The organism is Halostagnicola larsenii XH-48 (assembly GCF_000517625.1).
Taxonomy (GTDB): Archaea; Halobacteriota; Halobacteria; order Halobacteriales; family Natrialbaceae; genus Halostagnicola; species Halostagnicola larsenii.
This window is the reverse complement of the sequence record NZ_CP007056.1, coordinates 118570-143489: the sequence shown is the minus strand read 5'-3', so window position 1 is coordinate 143489 and position 24920 is coordinate 118570. Positions and strand designations below refer to the sequence as shown.

The window sequence follows — 24920 nt, the reverse complement described above, 5'->3', positions numbered from 1 at the left end:
GACGACCGCTCGCGACCGCAGCCAGCCAACCGAATACCTATGGGACTCCCACTCGATGAGCGAAACGCATGGCACGGATTGCATTCCACCTGGAGATCGCCGACGGACAGCGCGAGGCGTACCGCGAGGCACACGAGGACGTTCCCGAGTGGCTCGAGGAGGCCTATCTCGACTCCGACGCCGGACTCGAGACCTACAGCGTCTTCGAACAGGACGGCCACGTCTTCGGGTTCATGGAACTCGAGGATCCCGAGGCGATCGAGGAGGTTATGGAAACCAGCGACGCACAGGCACGCTGGGCGGAACAGATGGACGGGATCACCGTCGACGACGACAGCGATCAGTGGATGGACGAAGTCTATCGAATGATTTGAGGACCACCAGCCACCTGCGGACCCAACCGACCTGTTCTCGCCGTTTTCGGGCAGCCGTTCGATACGTCCGGATAGCCGATAGCAAAACATCGCTTCTATCGAAATTGTAGGCCCGATACCCAGTCAGGGTCCCAAAACGGGGACGGAAGGGGAGAAATCATCCGGTGTTACCGAACGCACCTCCTAAACCCGACTAATGAGGACGCTACCACCCGGGTACGAGATTATTTAAATGTAGCATCCACTCACACCGTGTTGGATTACATAAGTACACCTGTAATCAGTAGCGCCAAAGCGCCGTGAAAGTAGAATATTCGTCCGGCAGTACCGGACATTCTCAAGACAAAATAGCGGTATCAGCGTGCTCGAGCCCGGTCGCGATGGTCGGGTGAAACGTACCCAAAAAGGAGAGACGTCACTGCTGACGATCAGGTGAAGGGCAATACCAAAACGGGGACGAGTGGTAGCGAGGTCGGTATCGACTCGAGAAGTCGAGTAAAACGGGAGTCGCGTTAGAGGATTTGCTCGAGGTCGGTCTGGAGTTGTTCGTAGAGCGCCTCGGCGTCGGCTTTGTCCGACTCGGAGAGGGGAACGATCGGTTCGCGCACGTCTCCGCCGTTAAAGCCGGCCATCTCGAGGCCGTGTTTGACCGCCGGAACGCTGATCGCGTCCGGGAGGGTGTTGTTCTCGCCCGTCCGGTTGCGGAACTGCTGGTAGGGAACGGCGGCGTTCTGGAGTCGGCGGGCCCGCTCCCAGTTCTCCTCGCGCAGCGCCGTCAGGAGGGCGATCCCGAGGCGGGGCTCGAAGTTGGTCACACCGGCGGTGAATCCCTCGGCCCCCTGCGACCAGAACGAAAGCGCGTAGGGTTCTGCCATGCCGTCGACCCAGATCACGTCGTCGTCGCCCGCGGCGATTGCCTGGCCGAGTTTGACTTCATCCGGAATCGCGTACTTGATTCCGGCGACGTTCTCGATTTCGGTCAGGGATGCCAGGAATTCCACCGACGGTTCGAACCCGCGAACGTAGGGAACGATCGGGCTGTCAGCCGTCGTCGCGAGCGCATCGTAGTACTCGAGAAGCCCTTGCTCGTGAATGTAGGTGTGATCCGGCGGCATGATCATCATCGCGTCGACGTCGAGACGTTCGTAGTTCGCGATTAGATCCTGTGCGGTCTTCGTACTGCCACCGACGCCGGCGAGCACGCAGGCGTCGTCGGGTAACGCCGAAACGCTGGTCTCCGTGATGTCGATGCGTTCCTGATGGGTCAGGGAGTGATACTCGCTGATGTTCGCACACGCGAGGAACGTCCCGAGCCCTTCGCTTGCGAGATCGGTTGCGTTCGCTGCGAGCTTTTCGTGATCGATTCGGCCCGTTTCGTCGAACGGTGTCAGGAGACCGACTGCGACGTCTCGCAGCCCATCCCGTACCTTCGCAGACGCCATACTCACAAAATCGAATGGCTGCCAGATAAAGATGTCGTCCGCGTACGGACAAACCTTAAGGATAGACCGTTATACCGAGTGTTTCGACCGCCAGTATCAGGTCATCCAGCAAGATTTATCAGGGGTCCGTGGAAGTATGCAGTAACGTAAGAATGACCGTATCCCTCGACGAGACAGTTGCTGCTGTCGCATCGTACACTATCGATCACGACATGGAAAACGAGGTCTGGCAGAAAGGGGTCGCCATCAACGGCCTGCTCGCGACCGAACGAGAGGAGTGTCTCGAAACCGCTCGAGACCTCGTCGACCGCGCCGTCGAAACCCAGGATAGCAACGGGCAGTTGTCCTACGGACCGAGCTATCCGATCGAAGTCTTCCAGCACGGCAAAGAATACGACGCCCACTGGCACATCGACGAGCGCAAGGCGATGAACACCAACAACACGACCTCGATCGGCCACGGCGTCCTCGAGTTCTACCGACGGACCGGCGAGGACCGCTACCTCGAGGCCGCACGCGGAGAGTACGAGAACCTCCAATCGGTCTCGCGAACCAAAGACGGCGGCATTCCCCACCACGTGCCGGAGCTCTCGGGCGTGAAGGGCCTCTGGATCGACTCCGTCTACATGATGTGTCCGTTTTTCGCTCGCTACGGCGCGGCCGCCGACGACCCCGAGGCGTTCGACGAGGCTGCCAGACAGATCATCGTCCACGCTAAACATCTGCAGGATCCACACACCGGTCTCTTCCGACACATCTGGCACGAACAGCCAAACAGCTATCCGCAGAGTACTTTCTGGGCTCGCGGCAATGGGTGGATACAGGCCGCGATCGTCGACGTGTTAGAATTCCTCCCGGAAGATCACCCGGATCGCGATGAATTGATCGACATCTTCCGAGACGTCTCGAGTACGATCATCGAACACCAAGACGACAGCGGCATGTGGTACAACGTCGTCGACGACCCCCACACCCCGCTCGAGAGTTCTGGAACGCTCATGTACACCTACGCGTTCAAGCGCGCCCTCGAGTTGGGAATCGTCCGCGACGACGCGTACAGGTCGGCCGCCGCGGATGCGATGGACGTCTGCCAGGGACTCGTCGCAGAAGACGGTGCGGTCCGACGCGTCGCCGGCCCACCGGGCGGTCCCGGCGCACCGCTGACGACGACGTCGTACGGACAGGGATTCTATCTGCTGGCGGCGAGTCAGTTCTAAAGTCACTGTCGAGATTTCGTTTTCGTGTCCATACGGGACGACCCACTGGTACCGAACGATCGTGTCCATCGGTAACACAAGACTTTTGTCGTTCGCTCGAGTTTCCCTCGAGTGCCAGCCATCACGAGGAACCACCCTATCATCGCTCACTAGCACCCAACTTGTGGTGTCTGGCATCGAGTCGTTCCATAGCCCGTCTCGAGACCCGATGGGTCGCGGACTGACCTAGGCGGGGGTCTCCGAGACAACGCATCCCCGATTCCTCGAGCCTACTCTCTGCGAAAAGCGGTAGGGATCGGTCAATTCGGCCGATGTGAGTCGCTCCTAATCCCGTCAGTCGTTGATCCGTCGTGGCTTCTTCGCAGATCGAATGATTATAGTTGGGTCAATACGGATTCAGAGATATGAACGTTCTACTGACTGGCGCGTACGGGCGCTGTGGAACCGCTATCATCGATCATCTTCACGACGCACCCTCCTACGAGTTTACCTACTTCGATCGAAACGACCCCGACGACGGCGAGTACGGCGAATACGACACGGTCGTCGCCGACGTTGCGGACGCACAGGAACTTCGATCCGCAGCGGCCGGACAGGACGCGATGATCCACCTCGCCGGATTCCCGTTCGCTGACGGTTCCTGGCAGGATGTACACCAGCCAAACATCATCGGAACCCTCAACGCCCTCGAGGCCGCCCGCGAAGCCGAACTCGAGACGGTCGTCTTCGCCTCGTCGAACCACGTCATGGGGATGTACGAGGCCGACAACGCGCCTGAGCTGTACTTCGGAAGCGACGCGCCGTTCCGGCTCTCGGACGACGATCCGATTCGACCGGATTCGTACTACGGCGTCTCGAAGAGCTTCGGCGAGGCGCTCTGTCGATACTACGTCGAGAACTACGAGTACCCGAAACGAGCCCACGCGATTCGGATCTGCAGCGTTCGAATGCCCGAGTACGACCACCCCTTCGGCGACGCCGAGAACGGTGCCGACAGCGGGGAGTTCGATCGAGATAGCGAGGAGTACGAACAGCAGGTCGCCCGCATGAAAGGCATGTGGCAATCCCGGCGCGATTTCGCCCACATGATCGAGTGCTGTCTGCAGACCGACGAGCCCGGCTTCGAGATTTTCAGCGGCGTCAGCGACAACGACCGGCGCTGGTACAGCATCGAGAACGCTCAAGAGACGATCGACTACGATCCGCAGGACAACGGCGAGGAGTGGGACGCGCCACCCGAGTAACGGACGAATTCTCGACGGCGACTTCGTTCCTGACTGCTGTCGGCGCGGCGACGCTGACCTGAGAGCAGATGGTTCAAGTGCGTTCGCGACGGAGTGACTGTCGATGCAGGTAACATGCGAACTATACGGGCCCCTCCGGGAAGCCGCCGGCGGGAAGTCCCACGACCGCGAGGTCGATGCCGACGCGACCGTCGGTGACGTGTTCAAATCCCTGGCGGACGAGAGTCCGGAACTCGAGCAACTACTGTTCGACGATGACGGGTTCAGCGAATCGGTCACCGTCATGCAAAACGGTCGAAACGTCGTCTTCGAAGACGGACCTGAAACGCCCGTCGCGGACGGCGACGTGCTCGCGGCATCGCCGCCGGCCGAAGGCGGATAACTCGACGACCGGATCCTCGCCCAAGAACACGACCTGACACTCGCCCGAGAACGAAGAATCCGTCGTAGGAATCGAAAAACGAATCGACTTCTCAGTCGGCTTGTGCGTACTCTGCAACGGCCCCCGACGGAACGGTGCCGTCCTCGTTCCAGCCGCGCAGTTCGTAGTACTCCTCGATCGAGGACTCGAGGTCCGGAATCTCGTAGGGTAGTCGATCCTCCTCACCGGCGTGTCCGCGCTGGTTTCGGAAGTGGCGCTCGAGTTCGACGATTCGAGCGCCGATTTCGAGGAGGTCGTCGTAGTCGGCGTCGAACAGCGCTTCGAAGCGCTCGCCCTCGACGGCCCGACCGACCCCGAACTGGCAGATGACGCCGCTGTCTCGGAACGCGTTGCGGTTTTCGTTTTCGATCACGAGTCCCGCCTTGCCAGCGGTGCCCTGCGGATCGACGTCGCCGCCGTACTCGTCGCCGAGGGTCGTCGAGTACATGTGGTCCGCCCCGCGGTTCGAAACCGCGTAAGACAGCCCCTGCCCGTTGATCGCGCGGCCGTCGTGGGCGGCGAATTCCATTCCCTTGACGGAGAAGTTCTCGACGCCGAGCTCGTCGTGGGCGCGGGCGACGCCCTCCGCCAGCAGGTCGCCCTCTCCTTCTCGGAACGCGATCTTCTCGACGATGTCGTGGACGAGCTCAGCGTTTCCGAACTCTGCTTCGCTGTCGAGGTACGCCGCCACGACGTTGCCACAGGAGATTGTGTCCATGCCGAGGCGATCGCAGAGTTCGTTCGACCGCATGATCTCGACCAGTTCGCCGATGCCGCAGTTCGAACCGAACGAGAAGACCGTCTCGAGTTCCGGCCCTTCGGTCTCGACGCCGGTTTCTTCGTCCCGGGTCGGCAGTTTGCAGGCGAACGCACAGACAGAACAGGAGGCCTTTTCGTACTTTTTCTCCTCGACGGCGTCGCCGCCGATATCCTCGGCGTGTTCGAACGACTGCTCGGAGAAGTACCGCGTCGGCAGCGAGAAGTTGTCGTTGATGAACTCGATCGAGTTCGTCGTTCCCTGCCGGCGCATGATGTGATCGCTGGTCGCGGCTTCTCGGTGGACAGCCGACTGGGTGTCTTCGGAGGGAAGTTCGACGTCGGGCGCTGAGTCGCCCTGGAAGGTGATGCACTTGACGTTCTTCGAACCCATCACCGCACCGAGCCCGCCGCGACCGAACGCGCGACTGTCGTAGGTCATCACGCAGGCGAATCGGACGCCGTGCTCGCCGGCCGGTCCGATCGTCGCGAGGTTCTCGCTCTCGAGTCCGTGGCGTTCGTTCATCACGGCCGTCACCTCGGGGACTGTCGCGTCCTCGAGTTCGGGCACTTCCTCGAACTCGACGCCGTCGTCGGTCACGTGGACGGCGAGCAGTTCGTCGCTCGCACCCGTGAGTTCGACGACGCTGTGGCCGGTTCCGACGAAGTTTCGCGACAGATATCCGCCGGCGTTCGCGGAGGCGACACCGTCGGTCAGCGGCGACAGCGCGGTGCAGTTCATTCGACCGGTGAAACTCATCCGAGATTGCTGGAGCGGGCCCGTCGAAAAGTACAGCCGGTTCTCGGAACCGTACGGATCAGCATCGAACGGGATTCGATCGTGAGCGAGCTTCGTCGCGACGCCGCGTCCGCCGACGAACTCCGAGAGTTCGTCTTCGATCGATTCAGTCCGAATCGATCGATCGTCGACATCGATCGTACAAAGCGTTCCTTTGGCGTGGAGCATTATCGAGACAAACGAAGTTCGCTCTAAAAAAGCTAGGGAAAACGGTCGGAGACGACCGCTCAGAACAGTCAGTTACATCGTCAACTGGTACTCGAGTGGACACGACAGTCGATATCAAGATCGTTTCACAGAGAGATGGGGGCGATACAAACCGCCTCAGAATCGATCTCGCCGTGTTCTTCGTTGGGATTCCGATAAATTAGGCGAACAGTACGTGCGTTCTATTCGGTCATGCCGGACAGAGAGTGGTGTTTCCGAGCAGAACTTCAACGGTGTGTCTGTGTTCCCACGGTGAGAGTCTAACGAACCGGTTCGAAAGGCTAGGTTGGATAGATGTCCTGCGTTCGCCACCATCATTACACACATACATACGTAACAGATGAGTGGATTCAGTATCCGATGGTACCGGATAGCAGGCTTCAATCCCAGCGGAGTACGACAGCGGTGAGAGTTATAACAGCGGCATTCACAACGGAAACCGGAGTGTACCCTCGAATAATCGATACAGCGGCTCGAATCGGTCACTCGAACGAGATACCAACCCATCCGCGGGGACCGGACACGATAGCTCCCGCCGTTCACGAGAAGACGAAAATCGACGCCCGGAGAAACGTTCCAAAGTCATTTTATACGGTGGTCGACGACTCGAAAGTGAAATGCAGAACCACCAATCGGTCTCTCTCGACGAGGCGAAGGAGATCCTAGACGCTGCAGAAGCGAAAGCGAACGAGCTCGAGGTCCCGATGAACCTCGCCGTTACGAACAACGAAGGGAATCTGTTGGCGTTTCGCCGTATGGACGGTGCGAAGCTCGTCGCGGCCAGCATCGCACGCGACAAAGCCTACACCGCAGCAGCGGTCAAAAAGCCGAGTGAAAACTTAAAAGAAGGCTCCGAACCCGGCGGCGACGTCTACGGGCTGCAGTCGACCGACGACAACCGCGTCGTGACCTTCGGCGGCGGCATTCCCCTCGAGGTCGACGGCGAAGTCGTCGGCGCGGTGGGTGCAAGCGGCGGTGATGTCTCCGAAGACATCGCGACGGCCGGTGCCGGTGTCGAGGCGTTCGAAGAGCGCAACTAACCGGACCGTCTCCAGCCCAGCCCAGCGAAGTAACGCGGTGAGAGCCAATTGAAGACCCTCATTTTATCTCATGGATGACCAACAGGGAGTAGTGATATAAAATATATTGTCTACATCATGATTGTATATTCATAGACATCCATACATATCAGGAAGGGGTTGCGGTTCAGTTATCACCAGTCGTAGGTTGGACTCGAGGATTGCTCAAGCCGTTACCAATAAAACTCCATAATAGATCCTGAAGACGCACTGAACGCAGCTATCTCGAACTACGGGATAGCTCTCGAGGCGCGTTCGTTCCTCTCGTCGCATAGATGCCAGTCTGGGATGATATTTTAGATCCAAGGAGAGTGAAATCGCCGGTAGCGTGCGCGAAAAGCGGATCCGAAAAGCCACACTGATTCACTGGCAACACCGAGGACGGAAATCAGTCGAAAGCGGGGTTTCGGTCAATATGAGAGTGAATCATCATACATTCATATCTGTCAAATTTTGTCGGCTCGGGTAGAAGGTACCCTCGAGGGAACGACAAACGGGATGGCTTAGATTACGGATCAGAAGGAGCGGAACGCGGCGCTCGTTACTCTGTGTAGGAACTCTCGCCGACGACCTCGAGGAACTCGCCGCGGCCGGTCGTGTTTGTCTCGTCGAACTCGGTGATACGGACTCGAACGCGTTTTTCGACGGTTGCCGGGCCGGCGTCGTCAACGATCACGTGGGTATCTCCGATGTACGCGTGTCCGTTCCCATCGCTGTTCGATTCGGCGATGAACACGGAGATTTCGTCGCCGACGTCGAACGTTGGTGTCGTGCTCCGGAACTGCCATCCTTTGAGGTACTTTTTGAGAAAGCTCATAGCCGTGCCACCTCCGAACTCTCGCGGTCGGTAACGTACTCGCGACCGAACCCGGTTAGCGCCGCGATAACGAATACCGCCACGAGTAACCAGCCCTGAAAGACGAAGGGGACGACGTCGATCGGCGTCACGAGCATTCCTTCATCGAGCCAGTCGTACGATCCAGGTAACTCTTGCATCGCCGAGTAGCCGGCCAACACCCCGCCAGACCACGGGAAGATGTACCCCAATGCGGCGGTCTGGCCGTCCAGAATATTCGCCCGACGGTAGCCGTTTAAGTTGAACCGCTCGCCGATCTTCGAGATGTACGGTCCGATCGCGATCTCGGCGGCGGTGTTGATCGTGATGATGGCGTTTATCAGCGCCGCGGAGCCGACCATCGTCAGTTCGGCGTTTCGTACGTTCGTCGCGAGGGTGTCGATCGACCACTCGAGAATTGCATCGAACGCGCCGCCGCGGATCATGATCTGGGCCGCCGCGATGATCAACAACACGAGAATCGCGAGTTCGAAGAACCCCGCCGCGCCGTCTAACAAGCTGCCGGTGACGCCGACCGAATCGGGGTCGTCCACGATCGTCAGGAACGGGAGCGCCGAGAGGGGTTCAGCCGCCGGCGCGTCCGGCGGGGCGTTGAACGTCACGATCTCGCCGACAGACATCAGCCCGAGACTGAGGTTTGCAACTATTGCAGTGACGATCCCCCAGGAGATCGCCTCGACGATGTGACGACCCGCGATGGCAGTTCCGATGACGACGGCCATCGAGATCACGTGCACGAGCCCGATCGTCTCGCTCTCTTCGGCAAGTATCGCCGTTGCGTCCACGCCGATATCGAGGCCGGCCATCGACGATCCGGCCACGAGATAGCCGGCGAACGCGACGATAGCGGCGATGAAGACGTACTTGAATCGGGAGGCGACGACGCCACCGATGTCCGAATCCTGCGTCACGGCGCTGACGATCGTCGTGTCGCTGACTGGTGCGAGGTTATCGCCGAAGATCGCGCCCGAAAGGATCGCGCCGAACATGAGAACGGGATTCGCGCCGAGCAACAGTCCAGCCGGGAAAAACAGGGTGACGAACGCGACGGCGGCGCCGTAGCCCGTTCCGATCCCCGTCGTAAACAGGGCCGCCAGGACGAACGTCGCGGCGGGGAACAACGCGCCGCCGATCCCGGCGGCGTCGGCGAGCCAAACGAGGCCGCCGACGAAGCCGCCGTCCTGCAGCAGTTGGGCGAACATTCCGGCCCAGATCCACGCCACGATGGCGGTCACCGCGACCGGTTGGGTCATCCCCTCGAAGATGGTGTTCGCGTAGGACGCCCAATCGCCGCGGACGAAGAACATCCCGACGATGAGGCCGATCAGGATGCCGACGATCAGCCCGCCCTCGCTCGAGACGCGCCAGAGTGCGGTCTGAAAGATCGCCCAGACGATGAAAAACGCGATCGGAAACGCGCTCATCCCCCGGCCGCCGTAAAACGATATCCGCGGTTCGGTGTCGTCGGACCCCGGAACGAACGAATCGGCAGGATCGTCCGACGGGGAGTTAGTATTGGTATCGCTCACTGGAAATCACGATTCATATAACCAAATCACCATTGATAAGCTTTACCGAACCACACATCGAACAACAATAATTTCAATCTCGGAACCAGACGACGCAGGACCGGTGTTTAGTCCCCCATCAGGGACTGGTCCGGTTGGAAGGAAATGAGAGTAGGCGAACAGGATCATCCGGCTCGCAGCATCCTCGAGCGGTCCCCGCGGAACCACGAGTGGGAACGACGCGGATTCGACCGTAACCGGCTAATGGATGCGCTTCGGATGGACGACCATGAGATTTACCCCGGGCCCGACGACAGTTCCGCCGGCGGTCAGGGACGCGATGGCGAGCGAACAACCGAACCCGGACATCGAATCCGCGTTCGCAGAGCGGTACGACGCGACATGTCGAAAACTCGCGGAAATCTACGGAACCACCAACGACGTGGTCGTTCTCGGCGGCGAAGGGATACTCGGCCTTGAGGCGGCGATCACCTCCCTGGTCGCCCCCGGCGACCGCGTGCTCTGTATCTCCAACGGGCTCTACGGCGACGGCTTCGCGGAGTTCGTCGACGCCGCCGACGGCGACGCGACGCTCGTTTCCGCGCCGTACGACGAGACCTACGATATAGCCGCCATCGAGCAAGCCCTCGAGGACGCCGAGGCCGCAGGCGAGCCCTTCGCGGTCGCGACGATGGTTCACTGCGAGACGCCGACGGGAACGCTCAACGACATCGGACCCGCCCTCGACCTACTCGAGGAGTACGACGTCGTGAGCGTCGTCGACGCCGTCTCCTCGCTCGGCGGCACGCCGGTACCGACCGATCGGATCGACGTCTGTCTCGGGGCCTCCCAGAAGTGTTTCAGCGCGCCGCCGGGGCTGACGACGGCGGCGATCAGCGACCGCGCCTGGGAGCGGATGACGGCGCGTGATCCGGCGTCGCTGTACACCAACTTTCTCCCCTGGCGGGACGTCTCCGATGGATTCCCGTACACGCACCTGAGCGCGAACGTGGCCGCCCTCGAGACGGCGCTCGACCGGATTCTCGAGGAGGGTCTCGACAGCGTCTACGAGCGTCACGAGGAGGCCGCCGAACGCTGTCGCGAACGGGGGGCCGAACTGGGGCTGTCGTGCTACAGCGACCCCGACCGACAATCGCCGACCGTGACGGCGTTTCACCTGCCGGGCGACGCAAAACGAGTACAACAGCGGGTTGCGGACGAATCGGGCATCGTCCTGGCGACTGGCCTCGGCGACCTCGCCGACGATATCCTTCGCCTCGGCCACATGGGGTACAACGCCGAGGTCGACAAAGTCGATCGGGCGATGGACGCGGTCGAAGCCGCCCTCGAGTAGGCAAAATCCGGCAACTCGCCGCTCGAAAGTCGCTATTCGGTCGGCCCCGAAACGGCGCGTCGGTACTGCACCGGCCACTTCGAATCGGCGTCTTCGGGTCCCAGCTCTGTCGCCGCGTGCACGCCGAAGTACGGGTCGCGCAGGAACTCCCGACCCACGAGGACGAGATCAGCCCGCCCGTTTCGAACCAGCGCGTCGGCCTGCTCGGGTTCGGTGATACCGCCGACCGCGCCGACGGCGACCTCCTCGCCCTGCTCGGATCGGATCCGCTCGGCGAGCGGGACCTGGAAGTTCGGCCCGGCGGGAGCCTCTTGTGCAGGGTGGATCCCCCCTGAGCTTACGTCGATCAGATCGACGCCGAGCGCGGCGAGGTCGCCCGCGAGTCGAACCGAATCCTCGAGTTCCCACGACGGCCGCCCCTCGAGCCAATCGGTGCCGGAGATCCGGACGAACAGCGGCTTCTCGTCCGGCCAGACGGTATCGACCGCCCGAACGACCTCGCGAAGAAGTCGAGTCCGATTCTCGAAGCTCCCGCCGTACTCGTCGTCGCGGCGGTTCGTCACCGGCGAGAGGAACTCGTGGAGCAGATAGCCGTGAGCGGCGTGGATCTCAGCGATTTCGAATCCCGCCTCGAGCGAGCGCGCTGCGGCCTCGCGGTAGGCTTCAGTTACTTCCTCGAGCGCCCTCGAGTCGGCTTTCCGCATCGCTGGCAGTTCGCCGCTGAAGTCGGGATAGGCGTCGGGCGACGGCGACAGCACTTCCCACCCGCCGTCTTCGGGGCGGATCGGACGGTTCCCCTCCCATGGCCGGGACTTGCTTGCCTTGTGGCCCGCGTGGGCGAGTTGAATCGCTGGAATCGCCCCCTGTTCGCGGATGAATTCGGTCGTCGGCGCGAGCGCGTCAGCGTGCTCGTCGCTCCAGATGCCGAGATCGTGCGGGGTAATTCGACCCCGGGGCTCGACGGCCGTCGCTTCGGTCATGACGATTCCGGCGCCGCCGACGGCGCGGCTGCCGAGGTGAACGCGATGCCACTCGGTCGCCTGCCCGTCGGGCTCACAGGAGTACTGACACATCGGCGAGACGGCGATTCGGTTCGGCAGCTGATACCCATTCAGCGAAAGCGAGCTAAAGAGATCGGTCATCCGTCCCGGCTACGGGCCGCCGGTGAAAAACCATCCCGGAGGAGGATGTCCTTGCTGGCGGTGAGTGACCTTTTTAGTGTCGGACCCACCAGAGCCACTATGGATTTCCTCGAGCAGTTCGGCGTCGATCGACCGGTACTCGGAATGGTTCACCTGCCGGCGCTGCCCGGTTCGCCAGGATTCGACGGCGACCGCGACTCGATTCGGTCCCGAGCGCTCGAGGACGCGACGGCGCTCGAGGCGGGCGGCGTCGACGGAATCGTCCTCGAGAACTTCGGCGACGCGCCGTTCTATCCCGAGGACGTTCCCGAGCACGTGATCGCGGAGATGACCGCCCAGACCGCCGCAGTGACCGCCGCCGTCGACGTCCCAGTCGGCGTGAACGTGCTCCGAAACGACGCCGAAGCCGCGCTGTCGATCGCCGCGGCGACGGGCGCGTCGTTCGTTCGCGTCAACGTCCACGTCGGCGCGGCGGCGACCGACCAGGGAGTTCTCGAAGGGAAGGCCCACGAAACCGTTCGACTCCGCGAGCGTATCGACGCCGACGTTGCCATCCTCGCCGACGTTCACGTCAAACACGCGACCCCAGTCGGGGAGACGTCGATCGAGCAGGTCGCACTCGAGACGACCGAACGCGGGCTCGCGGACGGCGTCATCGTCTCCGGGGTCGGAACCGGAGCCGAAACGCAACTCGAGGACGTCGAACTGGTCGCAGAGACGCTCGGCGCGCTCGAGGAGTCCGTCCCGGTCCTCGTCGGGAGCGGCGTCACGAGCAGGACTATCGGCGACTGTTTCGATGCCGGCGCGGGCGGCGTGATCGTCGGTACCGCACTCAAGAAGGACCAGGAGACGACGAACCCCGTCTCGAGAGAGCGAGTCGAAGCGGTCGTCGAGGCCGCTCGAGACGGCGCGTAACTCCGTAAAAACGAGGCGTCAAAGAGTATCAGTCTGACTTCGATATCGCCTCAATCGGTTCGATGAACGCGGTCCTCGAGTGCGACGGTATGTTCCCGTGCGAACACCGCAATCGCCGCAGTCCGAATAGCATGGCTGCGTGAACTTTCGAAACGACCGGTCGCTGACTGGAACGTATCGACCGGAGAACGCAATAGAACCCGTATTACGTTCGGTGGGAGTTCCGCAGGTGGGAGTTCTTGCATGTGACTATACACACGACAAACTATCCATTTCACAGCCCGAAACGTCGAGACGGCACACAGATCAGGACTCGTGAGTGCTATACAGTCGTACGATATGATATATAGCCATAGCTGACACACATATAAACGGTTTATCACCGATTTTCTGAACTATCGGACAAGACGTGACCAGAACTGTCCGTTCGTTCGATGCGGTAGCTTTCGATCACCGACGGATCGATCTCGAGAACTACGACGATGTCTACATCGTCGGGGACGTACACGGCTGTCTCGAGGATCTCGAGACGCTGCTTTCGGTTCTCGATTTGGGCGATCGCGATCTCGCGGTCTTCGTCGGCGATCTGGTACGGAAAGGCCCCGACAGTAAAGCCGTCCTCGATCGGATCGATGCGTCGTCGAAGTTGCTGTCCGTTCGCGGGAACAACGAACAGAAACTGCTAGACGGGCAAACATCGCTCCCGAACTTCGGCGAGTGCGAGCGCCGGATCATGGAATCGTTTCCGACGGCGATTTCCTGGGCGGACGGCCTCGTCGTTCACGGCGGCGTCGATCCGGCCCGGACGATTGGGGATCACTCCAGGGAAGACGTTCTGACCATGCGATCGCCCGAGGGGAACGGATACGACGGGCCGTTCTGGTTCGAGGAGTACGACGGGCCGCCGCGTATCTTCTTCGGACACACCGTTCTTAACGAGCCGTTCGAGAGCGAATCGGCGGTGGGTCTCGACACCGGCTGTGTCTATGGCGGGAGCCTCACGGCGTACGACATCGGTCGGGACCGATTCGTCACCGTCGAATCAGAGGGATACGTGAACCGATCCGACGACAAAATCGTCGCGACCAACCGCCAATGACGGGCGATTCCGAGACGGACGCGGGATCGACCGACGGCGTGGAGACGGATCGAGGTTGCTCCGACGACTCGAGTCCGGCAGAAGACGACGAGAACGATCCCTCGCTACGTGACGCGCAGTCGGTCGACTCGCCGTCGTCGGTCGAGTTTCGTTCGATGGTATCCGGTCGTGGTGACGGGGCCGACGATGGAACAGAATTACAGCATCCGGACTCGAGCGGGTCAAATGAGACCGAACCGGCGACAGACCTCTCAAAGCCGACGTACTACCTCAACCGCGAACTGAGCGAACTCGCGTTTCAGCGCCGCGTGCTCGAGGAGGCCGTCGACGAGGACAACCCCTTGTTGGAACGGACGAAGTTTCTCGCGATACTCACGACGAACATGGACGAGTTCTTCCGGAAACGTGTCGGCGGACTCAAACAACAGATCGCGGCCGGGGTCGACGAGGAGACGCCCGACGGGCGAACGCCGCTCGAACAGTGGGAAGACGTTCTCGAAACGGCGCGGCCGATATTCGAACGACAGAGTCGCTGTTACCGCGAGGAGATCCGACCGGCGCTTTCGGCGGCCGGCGTTCGCATCGTCGAGTACGATGCCCTCGAGGCGGCGGAACGAGAGGGTATCCGCCAGTACTTCGAAAGTTCGGTCTTGCCGACCCTGACGCCGCTGACGTTCGATCCGGCCCACCCGTTTCCGTTCATCTCGAACCAGAGCCTCTCGCTGGCTATCCTCACCCGCGAACGGCCCGGCGAGGACCCGACGTTCTCCCGGGTAAAGATTCCGCGTAACCAGGTCAGGTTGATTCCTCTCGACAACGGCGATGACGATCGGTACGTCCTCCTCGAGGATGTCGTTCGCGCACATCTGGACCGCCTCTTTCCCGACGTTGACGTGATCGAAACGGCACTCTTTCGCGTGACTCGAAACGCCGAAGTCGGCCGCAACGAGGCGGTCGCGGAGGACCTGATCGAGATGATAGAGGAAGTCCTCGAGGAGCGGCGGTTCGCGACGGCGGTTCGACTCGAGATCGAACGCGGCGCGCCCGACGAGATCCTCGAGATCCTGACTCGAGAACTCGACCTCGACGACCGAGAGGTGTTCGAGCTCGACGGGCCGTTGGATTATCGAGACTTTGCGGAACTGACGAAGCTCCATCGGGATGACCTCGCGGTTCCGGAGTGGACGCCCCAACCGCACCCACGGTTGAACGAACGCGATGACGACGGGAGCGTCTTCGACACGATTCGGGAACGCGACGTGCTCGTACACCACCCCTACCATTCGTTCGAAGACACCGTCCAGCGCTTTCTCGAGGAGGCGGCGAACGATCCGGACGTGCTCGCGATCAAGGCGGCGATATACCGGACTGCCAGCGACTCGCAGGTGATCGAAAGCCTCCTCGAGGCCGCGCGGAACGGTAAGCAAGTCGCGGTGATGGTGGAACTCAAGGCCAGATTCGACGAGAAGAACAACCTCGAGTGGGCGAAGAAACTCGAGGAGGAGGGTATCCACGTCGCGTACGGAACGATGGGGTACAAGACCCACACGAAAACGTCGCTCGTGGTTCGCGAGGAGTCAGACGGCGTCCGGCTCTACTCTCACGTCGGAACCGGAAACTACCACTCGGAAACCGCAAAGCAGTACGAGGATCTCGGCCTGTTCACCGTCGATCGGGACGTCGGGCAGGATCTCGTGAAACTGTTCAACTACTTTACTGGCCACTCGATGCCGCGGGAGTACCGAAAACTGCTCGTCGCACCCGGAAACATGCGCGAACGGTTCAGAAGTCTCATTCGGGCCGAGGCCCGCCGAGCGAGGGATGGGGACGACGCTCAGATCGTCGCCAAGATGAATCGTTTAGAAGATCCAGAACTGGTGCGGGAACTCTACAGGGCGTCGATAGCCGGCGTCGATATCGACCTCATCGTTCGCGACATCTGTCGCCTTCGGCCGGGGCTGGCGAACGTCAGCGAGACCATCGACGTTCACAGTATCGTCGGCCGCTTCCTCGAGCACTCCCGAATCTTCTACTTTCAATCGGCCGAGGAAACGCGGTACTACATCGGCTCTGCGGATTGGATGGCACGCAACCTCGACACCCGAGTCGAGGCAGTCGTACCAATCGACGACCCCGAGATCCAGTCGACCCTCGAGTCGGTGCTCGAGACGCTACTGACTGACGATCAGAATCGGTGGGTGATGCAATCTGACGGAACCTACCGACGCGCCGAGACCGACTCCGATAGCACGAACAATGACGTTCACGAGACGTTCATGCGCGCGGCACGGGGCGAGATTCGACGTGATGATCTCCCGTAACAGCCATTGACGCCCGAGAAAGCCGAAGCCTCGAGAGCGTACTCCTAACGGGGCTCGTCGATCCGCACTACGATTCGAACAATCCCCCCTCTTCGTCGGGGTTCGGCTGATAGCCTTCGCCGACGGCGATCTCGAGCGCGGTTGGGTTCACGTCGAGTTCCAAGTGTTCGGTCTCGAGCATTTCACCGTCCAGGCTATACTCGACGGCGTGTTCCCGGTGTTCGATCGTCAGCGACGGCGTCCGGCGACGGATGATGTGGGTGCTGTCGCGAGCGAACAACCCCTCGAGAAACGCGCCGCCGAGCAGATCGGGGATCGCGGCGTCTTCGACGATCGTTACCTCGAGGAGTCCGTCCTCGACATGGGCCTGGGCGGTCCGCGAACCCGTGAACCGTCGACAGTTACCGACGAGGACGAACAGCGCCTCGCCCTCCCAAGCGCGCTCGAACTCGCCGTCGGGTTCTGCGGCCGTCTCCACTCGGAGCGGGAGCGAATCGAATTCCTGGGCCGACTCGAGCGTGTTCTTGACGTACGCGAGCACGCCCAGATCGCGTTTGGTCTCGGAGGAGGTATCGCTGCTTGCCTCGGCCGTAACGCCGCCGATGCAGGAGTTGACGAACGCACAATCGTTCGCGAGCCCCAGATCGATCGTTCGGCGACGGCCGTCGTCGATCACCTCGAAGGCGTGTTCGATACCCTCGATACCGATGTTCGTCGCGAAGTTGTTGCCCGTTCCTGTGGGGACGACGCCGACGGTCGTCGACTCGAGCGCGTCCGCCTCGACGATGCCGTTGACGACTTCGTTGACGGTGCCGTCGCCGCCGACTGCGGCGACGAGATCGACGTCTGGTGCGGCCCGGCGGGCGAACCGAGTCGCGTCCCCGGATTCTTCGGTCGTCAGAACCTCGAATCCGTAATCGGCTGCCAGTTTGACGACGTCGTCGACGTGATCCTGACTCCCGCTGACGGGATTGAGAACGAAAACCCGGTCGCTTTCTCGTCGTTCCGCCGCGGGACTATCCGATTGCATACCGCGTGATACGCCGGCCAAGCAAAAAAGGGCCTGCCCGGCGAATGCCTTCACGTGTACATCGTCGATCTCCATTCGCACACGCGATTCTTCCACGGCCGGCGAACGCTCGGGGACCTGTTCGACCCGTTCGGCGCGCGGGCACTCGCGAAAATGGCCCAACGGCGCGGTCTCGACGGTATCGCGACGACTAATCACGATTACTACACCCCCCTCGAGCCGCCTGCGGACGTCGAAACACTGCCCGGAATCGAGATCACGACCGACCGCGGCCACGTTCTCGTCGTGGGTCCCGACCCGCCCTCGGAAACGAAACCCGGGGAACTGACACCGGCGCAAGCGGTCGAATTGGCTCACGAGCGCGACTGCGCCGCGATTGTGGCCCACCCGTTTCGCAACAGCACGATCCGTGAACTCGAGGACGTGCCGTTCGACGCCATCGAGGTCAACGGAAAACACCCCCGTTCGCGACCGCTCGTCGAGGAGCTGGCGGCCGACCGGGGACTCCCGCTTATCGGTGGCAGCGACGCTCACTACCCCTTCGAAGTCGGTCGGGCCTACACCGTCGTCGAAGCGGATCGACTCACGCCCGAATCGGTGGTCGATGCCATCCGCGACGGACGGGTGAGCGCACGCGTCTCGCACTCGCGGCTCGATCGACTACTGCGTCGGGCCTACAGGGCGATACACCGCCGAAAGCGCGTGATCGATTCGATGGCGGACCCGACACCGGGAGTCGGAACCCCGCCGGGTGAAGAGGATTCCTGACGGCTCGAGCAGCGCTCGACGACAACTGGCTGGTATCGATCGCACACCGAATCAGAGCCGCTTACTCCTGATCGCGAACGAACGTCACCGGACAGGGTGCGTTGAACATCACGGTCTGGACCGCGCTTCCGAAAAGCGCCTTGCCCGTGGGGGATCGGCGACGGCCGCCGATGATCACCCGGTCTGCGTCGACGTCCTCAGCGATGTCGACGAGGCCATCCCCGCTCGTTCCCGGTGCGGCGCGAGTTTCGACGTCGATGGACGCTGCCTCGAGAAGGTCGGTGATCGTTCGAACGACGGACATTCTGGAAGCCAACTCGTCGGGGTCGACGTGCTCACTATCCGCACCGACCACCTGCTTGATGGTTTCGTTGTGAGAGTCCTTATCGAAAATATACGCAACGATAACGGTGAGGTCGTTCGACGTGCGAATATCTTCCACGGCATCCACGAGCGTCTCGGCGCGGTCGTCATCGCGAGCACGTACCCCGAGAACGACGGTTTCAATGCCGATATCCTCCATGCCATCTAAACCGGGCGAATCTTCGTTCATCGTAACAGTAACAACTGTCTCCGCAGATAAATAGGTGACTATGTATTTACTACTATTATAGTTATTATCTTATTTAGATTCGAGGCCGGTGAAGGTACGGAAGGTATCAATAAAGCATAGTAGTAATAAAATATATAATATATTAATTATATGTTTTAGTGATATGCGTCGATAGTCATCCAACAAGCCTGAATTGACCCCGTAAACCGAACCTACACGTCATATTGTTCAGACGAGGAGATCCACTAGAATGGGGATCCCCAGTTCACCATCTCTGTGCTGGACAGTCCCTGCTATAACAGGATTTTACGGCCAGTATCGCACCTACTCAATTTTGAATAGAGATGGTGAGTGAAATTTTTCCACACATATACTATATCTGTGTGAATTTTGTTTATAGCAATAAATTTAGAATAGAGAGACAAACCGGATCGTAGACTGTGTGGTCTAGGAAAATTTAACAGGCAGAATGGAGTTGCAACGGTATGAACGTCGAAGACAGCGCGGGGGTTCGGACGATAACCTTCGACCGTCCCGAGTCGCTCAACGCATTCACTGCAAGCGCTGCGACGGAACTTGCGGATGCCATCGAAGCCGTCGACGCTACGCAGTTCGACGCGATCGTACTCACCGGTGAGGGAGACGCATTCAGCGCCGGTGGCGACCTCGAGGCGATGGCCGACCGCGACGAAACACCGAAGGAATCCGTCGACCGCGTCACCGAAACCCTCGGACGAGTGGTCGAAACGGCCCTTTCCTCCGAGCTCCCGATCATCGCGAAAGTCAACGGCGACGCCGTAGGGGCCGGATTGGCGATAACCGCTATCAGTGACTTCGCTTACGCCGTCGAATCCGCGTCTTTCAGTTGCGCGTTCGTGCGCGTCGGACTCGTTCCCGATACGGGCGGAACCTTCCTCCTCCCGCAACTCGTCGGGCTTCGAGCGGCGAAACGACTGGCGATGACGGGCGAGTTCATCTCCGCGAGCGAGGCCCAACGGCTCGGACTCGTAAACGAGACCGTTCCCGCACAGGAGTTAGACGAGACGGTCGAGGAACTCCTCGAGACGCTTCGAAAGCGGCCCTCGAAAACGATCGGGCTCACGAAGCGAGCGATCCACGAGAACATGAATCGAGGCTGGCGAGACGCGCTCACCCACGAGATACATACGCAGTCGCTCGCCTACGGCTCGCCGGAGCACGAAGAGGGCGTACGAGCGTTTCTGGCGAACGAAGAGCCAGATTATTGAGACGTACTCGAGCGGCTCAGACCCCGGCGTCGTCCGAACAATGCCGGCCCGTTCGTGCCGCACAAACCACATCAACTATCGAATGTGTTCGAAAAATTATATAGGGTTTTTATTTGGCTGACTTACCAACATCTGGTAGAGCGCATGACAGGGAATTACATCACATCGGAAAACAACTTACCCGAGGATCCAGCGGGGCAGGAGACCACATTACAGATAAGTGATGAACGGACGAAGGAGATCTCGAGCGTCCGGGCCAGAATAGATAAAATCCCTGATAACCTCACGGATCCGGAGACGTTGACCGTCGTCAAGGGTCCACACGAGAATACCGAAGAGGAGTGGTACATCGACATCATCGAAACGGACGAAGGTGAGGACATCGACCTCGAACTCCTCGAGTCGACGACGGCAGAAATCGAAGAGCAGTCGACCGTCATCAACACGCGATCCAAAGAGGTGAAAGCATTGTTACAGTATCTCACAGAGAAGGGGGAGTTTCAGTCCGTCTCCGAAGCGAGTCGAACGATTATGTTACAGCACCTCTCGGAGAACTATCCGAATCTCGTCCGCGAGTACATCGACCTCAAGGTGCAATCTGAGCGCACGGATCTCGCCGAGGAGTTATACGAACACGAATGACGGTCGCTAGTCTCAGAGCGTATCTACAGACACTCGAAGCGAGAGGTGACCTCCACCGAATCGCCGAGCCGACGTCCTGGAATCTCGAGGCCAGCGCCGTCACGATGCTGTTGAACAAAGAAGACAGCAAGATCCCCGTCTTCGACGACGTCGAGTCGGCTCGGCTCGTTGGCGATCCGTACAGAGGAACCCAGAATAGACCCTGGGATCGGATCGCACTCGGACTGGGGCTCCCGCCGGACCTCTCGGCGCGCGAGTACTACGAAATCGTCATCGATCGGTTGAAAGATCCGCGGGACCCGGTGACCGTCTCGGCCGACGACGCGCCGTGCAAGGAGTTCGTCGTCAGCGGCGACGACGTGGACATGCTCGAGTTTCCCTGGCCGTACATCCACGGCGGCGACGGCGGGCGATACTCGAACGTCCACACGCTCATCGCGCCCGATCCCGACTCGTCGTGGGTCGACTGGTCGAACCACCGGTCGATGATCCACGACGGCGAGAACGCGAGCGTATTACTGCTGGCTGGCGAACAGACGCCGAACCTCTACTACTACAAGTACGAGCGACGCGACGAGCCGATGCCGGTCGCCATCGCGGTCGGCGTCGAACCCGCCGTGCAGTACACCTCCGTCATGTGGATCCCGACGGGCAGGAGCGAAGCCGAGTTCGCGGGGGGATTGAAACAGGCACCCATCGAACTCGTCCCCGCCGAGACGAACGATCTCATGGTGCCCGCGTCGGCCGAACTGGTCATCGAGGGGGAAATCGTCCCAAACGAACGCCGAGACGAGGGACCGTTCGGCGACTACTTCGGCTACATGCACGGTCCCCGGCGATCGATGCCCCTCCTGCGAGTCTCGGCGATAACCCACCGAGAGGACCCGATTATTCCCTTCTGCGTCGAAGGGACGGGCGTCGGCTATTCCGAAAACTCCACGAGTTCGATGGAAGTCGGCTGCGTCGGGCCCGACGCGACGCTCGGCCTCCGGGCTGCCGGCTTCGACGTCGAAAGTTGCGTCCCCTGGAAATCGACGCCCAGAACAGTCTACGTTATCTCGACGGAGACAACGGATGCCGGCTACCTCCACGAACTCGCGAACTTCATCTTCACCACCTGGGGAATGCTCCACGTGGATTTCTTCGTCTTCGTCGACGGCGACGTGGACCCGCTCGATCAGCGGGCGGTCCTCGAGGCACTCGCGCTCCACGCCGACCCGGACACCGACTTCCACCAGTTCGGCGTCGAAACGATGCCGAAGGTTCCGCTGAACATTTACCAGACGCCGACCGAGAAGGGCGACGTGCAGACCGGCACGTCGAAGGCGAAATCGGCGAAGGCATATATCGACGCGACGCGTTCTGCGCCCGACGATCGATCGGCGACGGCCGCGGACGACTTCTCCCGAGAAGACGATATCGAAGCGGCGTACCGAGCGCGGAAGATACTCGAGCGGGCCGGACTCGAATTCGAGCGGGCGGGAGTCGAATCGGAAACCGACCCGTTCATCGAGATGGAGGGCCCTGACCGATGACGCTTCGAACGCAGCTCGACCGCCTCGAGCAAACGAACGATCTGGTGACGATCACCGAAGGGGTTCACTGGGACGAAACCGCCGCGACCGTCGCGCGGGAAGCGATCCGAGGCGGCGCTCCCGCAGCGCTGTTCGAAACTACGCCCGGCCGGGTGCGGTTCGCGAGCGGCGTCTACGGCGGGCCCAGCCAGTTCTCGAGCCGATCACACCAGTCCGGCCAGCGGATCGCACAGGCGCTCGGGCTCGGCCCCGACTGTTCGTACGTCGAACTGCTCGAGCGACTGGCCGGACGGGAAACAGCCTCTGTCGAGGACCGGCAAACCGAGCCGGCGGCGACCGACATCGACGAGGCTGGAGACCTACACACCCTCGGCCTGCCAACGGTCGGGACCGACCGGTATCCGCTCGTCTCGCTCGGAGTGCTCGTCGCCGAGAAGCGGGGAACGACGACCTGGGTGCCGATTCGCGGACAGGCCCTCCACAGCACAACGCTCCGTCTCTCGGTTCCCGAGGCGTTCGCGGAGTGGTGTGAGCCGGCGGCGACCGCGAGCGTCGTTCTCGGCGCGTCGGCGTGTTCGCTGCTCGCTGCACTGCAGGGGTGGACGCAGGACCGGACCACGCCCGCGGTTCCCGAACTCGCCGCGGGATTGGCCGATATTCCGATGGCGACCGTCGATTCGCGGGTCGTACCGGCCGACGCGGAAGTCCGGATCGACGGCACGCTACGCGTCGTCGAGGCCGAACCGCGCGGACCGAACGCCGCCTGGGAGCTGACGGGTGACACGGCGACCATCGAAGTTTCTGCCGACCGGATCGCCACGCGAGAGTCGCCGATCGTTTCGTTTACACCGCCGAACGGTCCGATGACCGACGACGTGCACCTCACGAGTCTCGTCGAAGCCGCACAGCTGTTCAGGCGGGTCAACAACTACTGGGGCGTCTCGCCGGTCGAGTGGATCCAGCTCCCCGTCGAGGGCCGCCTCGGGCTCTGTATCGTCTCGAGCGAAATCCTCTACGCCGGCTTCGAGTGGCAACTCGCGAACACGCTGTTTTCCTTCTCGAATCTGTTCGACAAAGTCGTCGTACTGGACGAGCAGGCGGATCCGACGAACCTCGCTCGAGCGGTCAACGACATGTGGGTGAAAGCCCATCCGGCGAACGACTGGACCTTCAGCGAACCGAACGCGCCCGCCGCGACGGCGACCGGGTATCGACGCGACGGCGAGACCGGCTCCCGGCTCTACGTCAACGCGACCTGGGACCCGCGATGGGACGAAGAGTACATCGCACCGCGGGTGACCTTCGAGACGGCGTTCTCGGAGAACATCCTCGAGGCGCTGAGCGAGCGCTGGGCGGAGTTCGGGCTGGACGAACTGCTCGGCGACCAGGACGAGACGACGGTTCCGAAGTAAGGCTATGAGTGACACTATTCGAATCGACGTCGGCGACGGCTCGCCGGAAGGGGCAAACAGCGCGTACGTCCTGCCCGATCGCGGCGTCCTCATCGACCCGGGACCACCGACCGAACGGGCGTGGTCGAGCCTCCAGGCCGGAATTACCAGGGCAGGTCTGTCGGTCACCGATATCGAACACGTCCTGGTCACCCACTGGCACATCGACCACGCGGGACTCTCCTGTCGGGTCGCCGAGCGAGCGAGCGCCGCGTTACACGTCCACCGTGCGGACTGCCCGCTGGTCGGCGACTACGCGAACGCTCGAGAGCGCCGCCTCGAACGCGATGAGCGGACGCTCGAACGCTGGGGCGTCCCCGAGGCGAGGCGAACGCAGGTGAGAGACGGCGACAGTCCCTCGCCGCTTCCGGATTCGTTCCCGGCGGAACCACACGTCGACGGCGACGTGGTCGCCGGCGTCGAGTTCGTCCACACGCCGGGGCACACGGCGGGGCACGCGTCACTGCGGGCAGACGGGATAGTCTATCTGGGCGACCTGTTGTTGCCGACGTACACGCCGAACGTGGGCGGGAGCGACACGCGGCTGTCCGATCCGCTCGCAAAATATCTTTCGTCACTGGATCGGGTCGAGAACGCGGCCGAACGCGGGTATCCGGGCCACGGAACGACGATCGATGTTCCGGCGGCCTGCGAGGAGGTACGCGACCACCACCGCGAGCGGGCTCAAGCCTGCTTTCGGGCGCTCGAGACGGCACAGTCGACCGCGAGCACGCCATGGGCCGTCGCGCGGGAACTATTCGGCGAAATGTCCGGCGTGCACGCGAAGTTCGGCGCGGGCGAAGCGGCCGCCCACCTCGAGCGGTTGGCTGCACTCAACCTCGTTCGACCGCTCGAGGGGGCGGGGACGCCCGTCGAATACGCGCCCGCCGTCGAATCGTACCCCGGCGAGATCGATCTGACGGCGTGACCCCGCCCGCGCTCGTGGAGCCGGACGACCGA

The 24920-nt window shown here is 61.4% G+C and carries 22 protein-coding genes; 15 read left to right on the top strand and 7 right to left on the bottom strand.

Annotation, left to right across the window (positions count from 1 at the left end):
* Positions 1 to 68 precede the first annotated feature (68 nt).
* A complete protein-coding gene (locus tag HALLA_RS14670; RefSeq protein WP_049954257.1) occupies positions 69 to 374 on the top strand; it encodes an L-rhamnose mutarotase in 306 nt (101 codons plus the stop codon).
* Between the two features lie 512 nt (positions 375 to 886).
* On the opposite strand, the gene HALLA_RS14665 is transcribed toward HALLA_RS14670, so the two are convergent.
* The gene (locus tag HALLA_RS14665) at positions 887 to 1822 is read right to left on the bottom strand and encodes a dihydrodipicolinate synthase family protein (RefSeq protein WP_049954256.1); all 936 of its coding nucleotides are present in this window, start codon (positions 1820 to 1822) and stop codon (positions 887 to 889) included.
* 146 nt (positions 1823 to 1968) lie between these two features.
* Here HALLA_RS14665 and HALLA_RS14660 point away from each other — a divergent pair, with 146 nt between their 5' ends.
* The 3 genes from HALLA_RS14660 to HALLA_RS14650 all read left to right on the top strand — a co-directional run bounded on the left by HALLA_RS14660 (position 1969) and on the right by HALLA_RS14650 (position 4659).
* On the top strand, positions 1969 to 3033 hold the full coding sequence (locus HALLA_RS14660; RefSeq protein WP_049954255.1) for a glycoside hydrolase family 88/105 protein: 1065 nt from the start codon (positions 1969 to 1971) through the stop codon (positions 3031 to 3033).
* 404 nt (positions 3034 to 3437) lie between these two features.
* The gene (locus tag HALLA_RS14655) at positions 3438 to 4277 is read left to right on the top strand and encodes an NAD-dependent epimerase/dehydratase family protein (RefSeq protein ID WP_049954254.1); all 840 of its coding nucleotides are present in this window, start codon (positions 3438 to 3440) and stop codon (positions 4275 to 4277) included.
* Between the two features lie 103 nt (positions 4278 to 4380).
* Entirely contained in the window at positions 4381 to 4659 is a 279-nt protein-coding gene (locus tag HALLA_RS14650; RefSeq protein ID WP_049954253.1) for a ubiquitin-like small modifier protein 1, read from the top strand.
* Between the two features lie 91 nt (positions 4660 to 4750).
* Here HALLA_RS14650 and HALLA_RS14645 read toward each other — a convergent pair whose 3' ends face one another.
* Positions 4751 to 6421, bottom strand: a complete 1671-nt coding sequence (locus HALLA_RS14645) for an aldehyde ferredoxin oxidoreductase family protein (RefSeq protein ID WP_049954252.1) — start codon at positions 6419 to 6421, stop codon at positions 4751 to 4753.
* 656 nt (positions 6422 to 7077) lie between these two features.
* Here HALLA_RS14645 and HALLA_RS14640 point away from each other — a divergent pair.
* On the top strand, positions 7078 to 7500 hold the full coding sequence (locus HALLA_RS14640; RefSeq protein WP_049954251.1) for a GlcG/HbpS family heme-binding protein: 423 nt from the start codon (positions 7078 to 7080) through the stop codon (positions 7498 to 7500).
* 580 nt (positions 7501 to 8080) lie between these two features.
* Here HALLA_RS14640 and HALLA_RS14635 read toward each other — a convergent pair.
* Complete coding sequence (locus HALLA_RS14635; protein ID WP_049954250.1) at positions 8081 to 8356, bottom strand: DUF7513 family protein; 276 nt, start codon at positions 8354 to 8356, stop codon at positions 8081 to 8083.
* The gene (locus HALLA_RS14630) at positions 8353 to 9924 is read right to left on the bottom strand and encodes a Na+/H+ antiporter NhaC family protein (RefSeq protein ID WP_049954249.1); all 1572 of its coding nucleotides are present in this window, start codon (positions 9922 to 9924) and stop codon (positions 8353 to 8355) included. The genes HALLA_RS14635 and HALLA_RS14630 overlap by 4 nt, the downstream gene beginning before the upstream one ends.
* A 268-nt stretch (positions 9925 to 10192) precedes the next feature.
* Between HALLA_RS14630 and HALLA_RS14625 the strand changes: the two genes are divergently transcribed.
* Positions 10193 to 11257 carry a pyridoxal-phosphate-dependent aminotransferase family protein gene (locus HALLA_RS14625; RefSeq protein WP_049954565.1) on the top strand — a complete coding sequence of 355 codons (1065 nt, stop codon included), beginning with the start codon at positions 10193 to 10195 and terminating at the stop codon, positions 11255 to 11257.
* 32 nt (positions 11258 to 11289) lie between these two features.
* Here HALLA_RS14625 and HALLA_RS14620 read toward each other — a convergent pair whose 3' ends face one another.
* Entirely contained in the window at positions 11290 to 12399 is a 1110-nt protein-coding gene (locus HALLA_RS14620; protein WP_049954248.1) for an NADH:flavin oxidoreductase/NADH oxidase, read from the bottom strand.
* A gap of 99 nt (positions 12400 to 12498) precedes the next feature.
* Between HALLA_RS14620 and HALLA_RS14615 the strand changes: the two genes are divergently transcribed.
* The 3 genes from HALLA_RS14615 (at position 12499) to ppk1 (ending at position 16734) form a co-directional block, all read left to right on the top strand.
* A complete protein-coding gene (locus tag HALLA_RS14615; protein ID WP_049954247.1) occupies positions 12499 to 13314 on the top strand; it encodes a BtpA/SgcQ family protein in 816 nt (271 codons plus the stop codon).
* A gap of 409 nt (positions 13315 to 13723) precedes the next feature.
* Complete coding sequence (locus HALLA_RS14610) at positions 13724 to 14413, top strand: metallophosphoesterase family protein (RefSeq protein ID WP_049954246.1); 690 nt, start codon at positions 13724 to 13726, stop codon at positions 14411 to 14413.
* Complete coding sequence (gene ppk1, locus HALLA_RS14605; RefSeq protein ID WP_084569051.1) at positions 14410 to 16734, top strand: polyphosphate kinase 1; 2325 nt, start codon at positions 14410 to 14412, stop codon at positions 16732 to 16734. Before HALLA_RS14610 ends, ppk1 begins: the two co-directional genes overlap by 4 nt.
* Positions 16735 to 16801: 67 nt before the next feature.
* On the opposite strand, the gene HALLA_RS14600 is transcribed toward ppk1, so the two are convergent.
* Positions 16802 to 17764, bottom strand: a complete 963-nt coding sequence (locus HALLA_RS14600; RefSeq protein WP_049954244.1) for a diacylglycerol/lipid kinase family protein — start codon at positions 17762 to 17764, stop codon at positions 16802 to 16804.
* Positions 17765 to 17818: 54 nt separating this feature from the next.
* On the opposite strand from HALLA_RS14600, the gene HALLA_RS14595 reads away from it, so the two are divergent.
* Entirely contained in the window at positions 17819 to 18532 is a 714-nt protein-coding gene (locus HALLA_RS14595; protein WP_049954243.1) for a PHP domain-containing protein, read from the top strand.
* Between the two features lie 61 nt (positions 18533 to 18593).
* Here HALLA_RS14595 and HALLA_RS14590 read toward each other — a convergent pair whose 3' ends face one another.
* Positions 18594 to 19085: a universal stress protein gene (locus tag HALLA_RS14590; RefSeq protein ID WP_049954242.1), complete on the bottom strand. Its 492-nt coding sequence runs from the start codon at positions 19083 to 19085 to the stop codon at positions 18594 to 18596.
* Between the two features lie 485 nt (positions 19086 to 19570).
* On the opposite strand from HALLA_RS14590, the gene HALLA_RS14585 reads away from it, so the two are divergent.
* The 5 genes from HALLA_RS14585 to HALLA_RS14565 all read left to right on the top strand — a co-directional run bounded on the left by HALLA_RS14585 (position 19571) and on the right by HALLA_RS14565 (position 24888).
* Complete coding sequence (locus HALLA_RS14585; RefSeq protein ID WP_049954241.1) at positions 19571 to 20332, top strand: enoyl-CoA hydratase/isomerase family protein; 762 nt, start codon at positions 19571 to 19573, stop codon at positions 20330 to 20332.
* A 144-nt stretch (positions 20333 to 20476) separates the two neighbouring features.
* Positions 20477 to 20974, top strand: a complete 498-nt coding sequence (locus HALLA_RS14580; RefSeq protein WP_049954240.1) for a hypothetical protein — start codon at positions 20477 to 20479, stop codon at positions 20972 to 20974.
* On the top strand, positions 20971 to 22509 hold the full coding sequence (locus tag HALLA_RS14575; RefSeq protein ID WP_049954239.1) for a UbiD family decarboxylase: 1539 nt from the start codon (positions 20971 to 20973) through the stop codon (positions 22507 to 22509). Before HALLA_RS14580 ends, HALLA_RS14575 begins: the two co-directional genes overlap by 4 nt.
* The gene (locus tag HALLA_RS14570; protein ID WP_049954238.1) at positions 22506 to 23921 is read left to right on the top strand and encodes a UbiD family decarboxylase; all 1416 of its coding nucleotides are present in this window, start codon (positions 22506 to 22508) and stop codon (positions 23919 to 23921) included. The genes HALLA_RS14575 and HALLA_RS14570 overlap by 4 nt, the downstream gene beginning before the upstream one ends.
* A gap of 4 nt (positions 23922 to 23925) precedes the next feature.
* Complete coding sequence (locus HALLA_RS14565; RefSeq protein WP_049954237.1) at positions 23926 to 24888, top strand: MBL fold metallo-hydrolase; 963 nt, start codon at positions 23926 to 23928, stop codon at positions 24886 to 24888.
* Positions 24889 to 24920 lie beyond the last annotated feature (32 nt).

Coding starts and splice junctions, on each gene's coding strand:
- HALLA_RS14590 (WP_049954242.1), bottom strand. CDS start 19,085: ATGAACGAAGATTCGCCCGGTTTAGATGGCATGGAGGATATCGGCATT.
- HALLA_RS14585 (WP_049954241.1), top strand. CDS start 19,571: ATGAACGTCGAAGACAGCGCGGGGGTTCGGACGATAACCTTCGACCGT.
- HALLA_RS14655 (WP_049954254.1), top strand. CDS start 3,438: ATGAACGTTCTACTGACTGGCGCGTACGGGCGCTGTGGAACCGCTATC.
- HALLA_RS14580 (WP_049954240.1), top strand. CDS start 20,477: ATGACAGGGAATTACATCACATCGGAAAACAACTTACCCGAGGATCCA.
- HALLA_RS14650 (WP_049954253.1), top strand. CDS start 4,381: ATGCAGGTAACATGCGAACTATACGGGCCCCTCCGGGAAGCCGCCGGC.
- HALLA_RS14625 (WP_049954565.1), top strand. CDS start 10,193: ATGAGATTTACCCCGGGCCCGACGACAGTTCCGCCGGCGGTCAGGGAC.
- HALLA_RS14660 (WP_049954255.1), top strand. CDS start 1,969: ATGACCGTATCCCTCGACGAGACAGTTGCTGCTGTCGCATCGTACACT.
- HALLA_RS14670 (WP_049954257.1), top strand. CDS start 69: ATGGCACGGATTGCATTCCACCTGGAGATCGCCGACGGACAGCGCGAG.
- HALLA_RS14640 (WP_049954251.1), top strand. CDS start 7,078: ATGCAGAACCACCAATCGGTCTCTCTCGACGAGGCGAAGGAGATCCTA.
- HALLA_RS14615 (WP_049954247.1), top strand. CDS start 12,499: ATGGATTTCCTCGAGCAGTTCGGCGTCGATCGACCGGTACTCGGAATG.
- HALLA_RS14565 (WP_049954237.1), top strand. CDS start 23,926: ATGAGTGACACTATTCGAATCGACGTCGGCGACGGCTCGCCGGAAGGG.
- HALLA_RS14635 (WP_049954250.1), bottom strand. CDS start 8,356: ATGAGCTTTCTCAAAAAGTACCTCAAAGGATGGCAGTTCCGGAGCACG.
- HALLA_RS14600 (WP_049954244.1), bottom strand. CDS start 17,764: ATGCAATCGGATAGTCCCGCGGCGGAACGACGAGAAAGCGACCGGGTT.
- HALLA_RS14575 (WP_049954239.1), top strand. CDS start 20,971: ATGACGGTCGCTAGTCTCAGAGCGTATCTACAGACACTCGAAGCGAGA.
- HALLA_RS14645 (WP_049954252.1), bottom strand. CDS start 6,421: ATGCTCCACGCCAAAGGAACGCTTTGTACGATCGATGTCGACGATCGA.
- HALLA_RS14620 (WP_049954248.1), bottom strand. CDS start 12,399: ATGACCGATCTCTTTAGCTCGCTTTCGCTGAATGGGTATCAGCTGCCG.
- ppk1 (WP_084569051.1), top strand. CDS start 14,410: ATGACGGGCGATTCCGAGACGGACGCGGGATCGACCGACGGCGTGGAG.
- HALLA_RS14570 (WP_049954238.1), top strand. CDS start 22,506: ATGACGCTTCGAACGCAGCTCGACCGCCTCGAGCAAACGAACGATCTG.